Source organism: Sulfitobacter sp. HI0129, from assembly GCF_001635395.1.
Taxonomy (GTDB): Bacteria; Pseudomonadota; Alphaproteobacteria; order Rhodobacterales; family Rhodobacteraceae; genus Sulfitobacter.
Window position 1 is genome coordinate 1 of the sequence record NZ_LWGH01000309.1, and the last position, 4179, is coordinate 4179.

The 4179-nt window shown below is 60.7% G+C and carries 6 protein-coding genes; 3 read left to right on the forward strand and 3 right to left on the reverse strand.

Going from position 1 to position 4179, the window contains the following annotated elements:
• Positions 1-232: ATP-binding protein (locus A3764_RS07160; protein ID WP_150122096.1), on the forward strand; the 232-nt coding region annotated here is incomplete at its 5' end.
• A gap of 236 nt (positions 233-468) precedes the next feature.
• Complete coding sequence (ggt, locus tag A3764_RS07165) at positions 469-2046, forward strand: gamma-glutamyltransferase (protein WP_067919369.1); 1578 nt, start codon at positions 469-471, stop codon at positions 2044-2046.
• 28 nt (positions 2047-2074) lie between these two features.
• Here ggt and hspQ read toward each other — a convergent pair whose 3' ends face one another.
• Positions 2075-2401 (reverse strand): heat shock protein HspQ, encoded by a 327-nt coding sequence (hspQ, locus tag A3764_RS07170; protein WP_067919367.1) that lies wholly within the window; start codon positions 2399-2401, stop codon positions 2075-2077.
• Positions 2402-2674: 273 nt separating this feature from the next.
• Here hspQ and A3764_RS07175 point away from each other — a divergent pair, with 273 nt between their 5' ends.
• Positions 2675-3262 (forward strand): transglycosylase SLT domain-containing protein, encoded by a 588-nt coding sequence (locus A3764_RS07175; RefSeq protein ID WP_067919365.1) that lies wholly within the window; start codon positions 2675-2677, stop codon positions 3260-3262.
• Positions 3263-3323: 61 nt separating this feature from the next.
• On the opposite strand, the gene A3764_RS07180 is transcribed toward A3764_RS07175, so the two are convergent.
• Complete coding sequence (locus tag A3764_RS07180; protein ID WP_067919363.1) at positions 3324-3929, reverse strand: LolA family protein; 606 nt, start codon at positions 3927-3929, stop codon at positions 3324-3326.
• 85 nt (positions 3930-4014) lie between these two features.
• The gene (locus tag A3764_RS24550; protein WP_269085015.1) at positions 4015-4158 is read right to left on the reverse strand and encodes an exopolysaccharide biosynthesis protein; all 144 of its coding nucleotides are present in this window, start codon (positions 4156-4158) and stop codon (positions 4015-4017) included.
• Positions 4159-4179: the final 21 nt, after the last annotated feature.

The following is a 4179-nucleotide window of genomic DNA, read 5'->3' on the forward strand; positions in this document are numbered from 1 at the left end:
CATCATGTGCCGCCACGGCGAGCGGGCGCTCGACATCCGAATTACCGATGGGGGCCGCCCGATGCCCGATGATTGCCCCCCTCCCCGGACCGAACCAACACCTATTCCACAGGAAAACGGATTCGGCTGGATGCTGATCCATACCCTGACCGACGACGTGTCCTATTCCCGGCGCCGGGGGAAAAATCATTTGGCGATGCGGTTGCCGCTGGGCGGTCAGGGCGCGGCCTAAAAACCCCACGCCATGCTTTGGGCACATTCTTTCGCGAAATCGCCCCGGCTGCATCACATTGACGCCACGGTCCACCGGCATAGATGCTCCTGTAGCTGCATATAGCTCACCTCGGCACCGCGTTTCATAGCCCCCACCCAGTGCGCGGTGCCGAGGAACCTTCCCCCCCAAGACCGGCCATTGGCACCCCCTGCAACGCGCGATAGGGTTCGCGCATAGCAGTATGAGGTGCCCCTATGCGTGATTTCCATCTTCCCGGCCGTTCGCCCGTTCTGGCCACGAACGGCATGTGCGCCACGTCCCATCCGCTCGCAGCGAAGGTTGCTGTCGACATATTGGAACAGGGCGGAAACGCGATGGACGCGGCCATTGCGGGCGCCGTTCTTCTGGGCATCTGTGAGCCGCAGATGACCGGCATCGGCGGCGACTGCTTCGTTCTCTATTCCCCCGCCGGCAGCGAGGAGGTGAAGGCGCTGAACGGTTCGGGCCGCGCCCCTGCTGCTGCCGACGCCGCGCGTCTGCGCGAAGCGGGATACGAAGACGTACCGCTGCACCACGCCCATGCAGTGACCATTCCGGGCGCGGTGGATGCCTTCTGCCACCTGTCGGACACCGTCGGTAAACTCGGGCTCGACCGTTTGCTGGCCCCGGCCATCCGCTACGCGGAAGAGGGCGTGCCCGTTGCCCCGCGTGTTGCCTCCGACTGGGCGAACGATGCGGGAACGTTGCAGGGAAAGGCACGGGAATACTTCCTGCCCAATGGCAAGATACCCGCCGTAGGGACGCTCTTTCGCGCACCCGGTCAGGCCGAAGTGTTGCGCAAAGTAGCCGAGAAGGGCCGCGCGGGCTTCTACGAGGGCGAAGTTGCCGAAGACATGATCGCCACCCTCAGGGCCGGGGGCGGCCTGCATACGGCCGAGGATTTCGCCAATGTCGCCTGCGACGCGGTCGAACCGGTCAGCGGCACCTACAAGTCGATGGAGGTACTCGAGCATCCGCCCAACGGTCAGGGCGCGACGGCCCTGCTGATGATGAACATCCTTTCGCATTTCGACATCGCCGATATGGCACCTTTCGGTGCCCAGCGGGCCCATATCGAGGCGGAAGCGGCGAAGCTGGCATACGACGCGCGCAACCGGTTCCTTGCCGATCCGGACCATACAAGCCGGCTGGATCACATCCTATCACCGGAAACCGCCCGCCGCCTTGCAGATCTCATCGATCCCAAGTGCGCCATGGCGTCCCCCGCGGATGTATCCGAAGCCGTGCACAAGGACACGATCTACATCACCGTCGTGGATCGCGATGGCATGGCCGTGTCGATGATCTATTCGATCTTCCACGGTTTCGGCTCGGGCATAGCGTCGGACCGCTTCGGCATCCTGTTGCAGAACCGCGGCGCCGGTTTCACCCTGCAGGAAGGGCACCCCAATGAGCTCAAGGGCGGCAAACGCCCCATGCACACGATCATCCCCGGTATCATCCGCGAAGAAGGACGGGTGACAATTCCCTTTGGCGTCATGGGCGGGCAATATCAATCGCATGGCCATGCCCGGCTGGTGTCGAACCTTCTCGATTTTGGGATGGACCTGCAAAGCGCCATCGATGCGCCCCGTGCCTTCCCAGACGGGGGCAAGCTGAGGGTCGAAAACGGCTATGCCGAAAGCGTGCGGCGCGAACTTTCCGACATGGGACATACCGTCGTAGCACCCCCTACGGCTATCGGCGGCGCGCAGGCCATCCGGATAAGGCAGGACGGCGTGCTCGAAGGTGCGAGCGACCCGCGCAAAGATGGATGCGCCCTGGGCTACTGAGCAGGCTCCAGCCGGGAAACCGGCCGGGTCAGTTCAGTTGAAAATGCAGGGGATAGGCGCCGTTGGTGAAGGGGCCGAAAAGATCGGGAATGTCGGGGTGATCCACCGGTTCGCCTGAATAATCGGCGACGAGGTTCTGCTCCGACACATAGGCCACGTAATAGCTCTGCTCATTCTCGGCCAGCAGATGGTAGAACGGCTGATCCTTAACCGGGCGATTCTCTTCCGGGATCGCTTCGTACCATTCTTCGGTATTGGCGAATTCCGGATCGACGTCGAAAATCACACCACGGAAGGGATGCTTCTTGTGGCGGACGACCTGGCCCAAGTGATATTTCGCACGTGTTCGTAGCATGACATCACAGCCCCTACCTTTCGTTAGTATTCGGTTCAAGGGCGTTTTGTCCAACCCCACGGGACATTTTCGTGGGAAACAGTTTGTGAACATCCGCCTTACAATGGTGCCCCGGCGGGAGCCTCCCAGTCTCAGAAGCGATGTTAACATATCTCAGGCGGAGGTGCGCCCAGTTTGCTACGCCCCCGGGATTTCAGGAAATTTCCATTGGGATAACGCCCCAGAATCGGCTACCTTCGGGGCAAAATAAAAAAACGACATAGCGAGAGGCAAATGAGCAAATCCCTTCGCGCCATGGTAATCGTGCTGCTGGTTGCATCCTGCGGCGGCGGTGCAGATCGGTCCGCACCGGCTGATCTGGATAACGCCTGCACGATCCTGAAAGAGCGCCCCGAATACTACAAGGCCTTCAGAGCCACCGAACGCCGTTGGGGTGTGCCGATGCACGTCCAGATGGCCACGATTCATCAGGAAAGCAAGTTCGTGTCGGATGCGCGGACGCCGTTCAAATACGTGTTGGGGGTCATCCCGATGGGGCGGCAGTCCAGTGCGTTCGGATATTCACAGGCGCTCGATGGCACGTGGGAAGAATATCAGCAGAAAGAACGTCGCCATCGCGCGCAGCGCGACCGGATCAGCGATGCCACAGATTTCATGGGCTGGTACATGAATCAGAGCTTTACCCGAAACGGTATCCAGCTTCATGACGCACGCAACCAGTACCTTGCCTATCACGAAGGCCATACCGGCTATTCCCGGCAAAGCTACAACAGCAAGGCTTGGCTGATTGGCGTTGCGGGCAAGGTCGACGCTCGCGCCCGTATGTATCAGGGCCAGATCGCGGGCTGCCGCCTGCGCTGAACAAAGAAGGCCCCGGCAGTGCCGGGGCCTTTCCTTTGCAGCGCGGTATCACCGAAATGCGTTACTGCCGGGGTGCCGACCCCGGGGAGCCTACGTCGAACAGACTGTTGGGCATGTTCACACCTTTCTGCAAATCCCCCAGAACGACTGTCGTTGTCGTCCCGTTACCGTCACGGATAACCCACTGGCGCAGTTCCACCGGGTTGCCGGTGAACTTCAGGCGAATGTTTCCGTATTCGGGATGCGCCGGATCCTGCGCGGTGACGATGGTTGCCGTGCCGTCGTATGTATGGCCCGTCACCATCTGCGCCCGGCCAAGGTTTACCGACCGGTCCAGAATGATCGAAAGCGGCGTCTTGGACAGCGGATAGGTTTCTGCAGGCTGGTTGGATTTCTTGTCGTAGATCACGACGGTATTGCTGCCCGCCACTACGAGAGCAGATTCGGGCGGGTTGTATTCGAAACGCACGCGGCCGGGCCGTTTGATGTAGATGGTGCCGGTGCTGATGGACCCGTCATCGTTGATCTGGGTAAATTCACCCTTCGCGGTGGAAATGCCGTTCAGATAGCTCGAAATCTCGTTCAAGGAGAGTTTCTGAGCCTGCGCGGCGATGGGCGTCATGAGGCCGATCGTCAGCGCGACGAGAGCGGAAGTGATAAATCGCATAGTTCGATCCTGTTTCCTGTAAGTCTTCATGAGAGCACTTAGGCGCTCGGGCGGTGATATGCGATATCAGGCGGCTGACATCTGCTTAGAAGATCCACGTCCATACCAGTATGATGCCCACGGCGGCGGTACCGAGCCCCAGCAGCATGAGCAGCCCGTCCTCCAGCGTGAGCGCGAAACCCAGCAGGGCGATCGCCCCCATCGGAACCATTGCCGCAAACGGGATCACCTCTGACGGGGGGACGAGCGC

What these genes read in the sequence shown, in the direction of transcription:
- ggt (WP_067919369.1), top strand. Translation starts at nt 469, where the DNA reads ATGCGTGATTTCCATCTTCCCGGCCGTTCGCCCGTTCTGGCCACGAAC.
- hspQ (WP_067919367.1), bottom strand. Translation starts at nt 2,401, where the DNA reads ATGCTACGAACACGTGCGAAATATCACTTGGGCCAGGTCGTCCGCCAC.
- A3764_RS07175 (WP_067919365.1), top strand. Translation starts at nt 2,675, where the DNA reads ATGAGCAAATCCCTTCGCGCCATGGTAATCGTGCTGCTGGTTGCATCC.
- A3764_RS07180 (WP_067919363.1), bottom strand. Translation starts at nt 3,929, where the DNA reads ATGCGATTTATCACTTCCGCTCTCGTCGCGCTGACGATCGGCCTCATG.